This window comes from Rhizobium sp. P1_E1, from assembly GCF_056406015.1.
In genome coordinates this window covers 1-1,561 of record NZ_JBFUAY010000478.1, presented here as the reverse complement: position 1 = coordinate 1,561, position 1,561 = coordinate 1, and the positions used below count along the sequence as shown (strand labels likewise).

2 protein-coding genes and 1 pseudogene are annotated in these 1,561 nt (G+C 62.1%); 1 reads left to right on the top strand and 2 read right to left on the bottom strand.

The annotated features are described in order from the left end of the window. Nucleotides 1–254: pseudogene (locus tag AC1D1Z_RS37280) on the top strand (precorrin-4 C(11)-methyltransferase); the annotation flags it as partial. 21 nt (nucleotides 255–275) lie between these two features. Here AC1D1Z_RS37280 and AC1D1Z_RS37275 read toward each other — a convergent pair. Both AC1D1Z_RS37275 and AC1D1Z_RS37270 read right to left on the bottom strand, forming a co-directional pair. Continuing rightward, entirely contained in the window at nucleotides 276–1,088 is an 813-nt protein-coding gene (locus AC1D1Z_RS37275) for a TIM barrel protein (RefSeq protein ID WP_477853836.1), read from the bottom strand. Between the two features lie 161 nt (nucleotides 1,089–1,249). Beyond that, a partial coding sequence (locus AC1D1Z_RS37270; protein WP_477853835.1) for a type 1 periplasmic-binding domain-containing protein occupies nucleotides 1,250–1,561 on the bottom strand: 312 nt, incomplete at its 5' end.

The window sequence follows — 1,561 nt, the reverse complement described above, 5'->3', positions numbered from 1 at the left end:
CGCTGAAGCAGGTGGTCGAAGAGTTGACGCCGCTTTACGGCGTCGACTGCCCGGTCGCGATCGTCGTCAAGGCCTCCTGGCCAGACGAGCGCATCCTGCGCGGCACGCTCGCCGATATCGAGGCAAAGGTTGCGGCCGAACCGATCGAACGCACAGCGATCATCTTCGTCGGCCCCTCGCTCGCGGCGGAAGATTTCCGCGAAAGCTCGCTCTACGATCCGGCCTATCAGCGCCGGTTCAGAGGTAGAGAGTAGCGTCAAGCGACCGCGCGGCTTTTAGACCCGCGCGCTGAGATACTCCATGCTGGCGCGCAGCGCGCCGGCCGGGTCTTTCAGCGCATGCACCTCCGCTGCAAAGGGTTCAAAGGAGAACGGGCCGGTATAGCCAGCCTGCAGCAGCGCCGTGACCTGTCCGGCATTATCGAGCCGGTCGTCGCCGTCCACGAGCACGCGGTGGGAATCGCGCATATCGGCAACGGAAACGGAGGGATCGCTGACCCCGGAAATGTGAACGAGGCCGGCCAGCTCAGGGAAGGTCGCCGCTTCGCCGGCAAGGTGATGGTGGAAGGTGTCGTGGACAAGCCTGAAGGTCGATTCCGCGCCGAGTTCCCTGATTGCCTCGGCTGCCTCGGTCTTCGAGCGCAGCGAGCAGATCTCGAAACCGAGCGGCTCGACGAGACCGATAATGCCGGCTTCCTCCAGCATCGGCTTCAGCGCAATCAGAGACTGGCGCAGATTGGCCTGCCGTTCGCCATCCGCGCAGCCGGTGCCGTCGTTCTTCGGAACGAGGACGAGCGCCTTGGCGCCCGACGCGCCGGCATAATCGATCAGTTCCTCCGCTTCAGCGGCCCGGGTCGCGTTCCACTCGTTGAAGCGCTGCAGGGCGTTGATCGAGATGATCGTCACGCCATGGCGGGCGGCCGCTTGTTTGATCGTTTCGGGTTTGGTGCCGTCGAGGATGGCATTGCCGGAAAGGTCGTTGCGGATCTCGACGGCATCGATGCCAAGCGATCGGGCCAGCGCGAAAAAATCGTCGATGGCAAGCGACGGCGCGGCCATATGGTTGAGCGCAAAACGGATCGAAGTCATGATCGGTATCTCCTCCTGATCTCCGCGTCAGGGCGGAGCGGTCCTCGTGAATGTTTCAGCGAATCTCTATCGGAATTCGCGTCGCAATCCATCCGTCATCGCCGGCGCCGGCTTTCATTGCTGAGAGAATTTCGAACGGAATGATGGAATTCCATCACGCCTCAGATGTTCTCGGAAATATGAATATCGAAAGGCAGGAAGAGCTGTCCGGGAACAGCCGTTTCGCCGTTTTCGATGGCGCCCGTCATCAGGACCATCAACTCCTTACAGAGTGCGGGCAGGGGGGTGCCGATCGCCATGGCGACGATATCGTCGGCAAGGCCGGCTTTGCTGTCGGGCGTCAGCTCGTTGACCACGAGGACGATCTTGCCGCCGACGCCTTCTTCGCGGAATGCCGAAATTGCCCCCTCCATGCCGCCGCCGCAGACATAGAGGCCGACGAGATCGGGATGTTTCTGCAGCAGCGTCAACGT

Bases quoted from the DNA above. Each gene is read 5' to 3' on its own strand.
- AC1D1Z_RS37275 (WP_477853836.1), bottom strand. From the start codon at position 1,088: ATGACTTCGATCCGTTTTGCGCTCAACCATATGGCCGCGCCGTCGCTT.